This is a genomic window from Vibrio sp. Y176 (genome assembly GCF_033438945.1).
Map to the genome: position 1 here is coordinate 1 of NZ_JAWOQS010000263.1, position 854 is coordinate 854.

Sequence of the window (854 nt, forward strand, 5' to 3'; positions counted from 1 at the left end):
TCGATTGAAATCAAATACGTTTCGCACGAGGCCTTTAAAGCACGCACCGAGCAAAGTCGCGCAGTGGTTCGAACCGGTGAATGCACACCGTACGCGAACGTGATTTTCCAAGCGGGCGTGGTTTTTTAAGCCTGAGAATTGAGGACAGATTATGACTCAAGCCATTCTACAACTGAGCGAAATTGAAAAAGCGTTCCCAGGTGTAAAGGCGCTAGATAAAGCGAGCCTGAACGTATACCCAGGTCGTGTTATGGCGCTCATGGGCGAAAATGGGGCAGGCAAGTCAACATTGATGAAAGTGCTGACCGGTATTTATCATATGGATGCAGGTAGTATTCAGTATCAGGGTCAACCTGCTGCATTTAAAGGTCCGCGAGATTCTCAAGAAGCGGGCATCAGCATTATTCACCAAGAGTTGAACTTAATCCCTGAACTGACAATCGCTGAGAACATCTTTCTCGGTCGTGAATTTACCGGTTCTATGGGGCGCATTCAGTGGAGTAAAATGTACGCGGAAGCGGACAGACTTCTACAACGTTTGAACGTGAAACACAGCTCGAAAACCTTGCTTGGTGATCTAAGTTTGGGTGAGCAACAAATGGTAGAAATTGCCAAAGCGCTCTCGTTTGAATCGAAAGTCATCATCATGGATGAACCAACCGATGCGCTTACTGATACAGAAACCGAATCTCTGTTCAAAGTGATTAATGAGCTTCGTGAGCAAGGCTGCGGCATTGTATATATCTCACACCGCCTGAAAGAAATCTTTGAAATCTGTGACGACATTACCGTGCTTCGTGACGGTAAATTTATCGGTGAATGCCGAGTAGCAGACACGGATGAAGACGGCTTAA

2 protein-coding genes are annotated in these 854 nt (G+C 46.3%); both read left to right on the forward strand.

The window, feature by feature from the left end; all coding sequences use genetic code 11:
• Positions 1–129 (forward strand): RbsD/FucU domain-containing protein (locus tag R7O13_RS25455; protein ID WP_318305022.1); only part of this gene is annotated, 129 nt, incomplete at its 5' end.
• Between the two features lie 22 nt (positions 130–151).
• Positions 152–854: ATP-binding cassette domain-containing protein (locus R7O13_RS25460; RefSeq protein WP_318305021.1), on the forward strand; the 703-nt coding region annotated here is incomplete at its 3' end.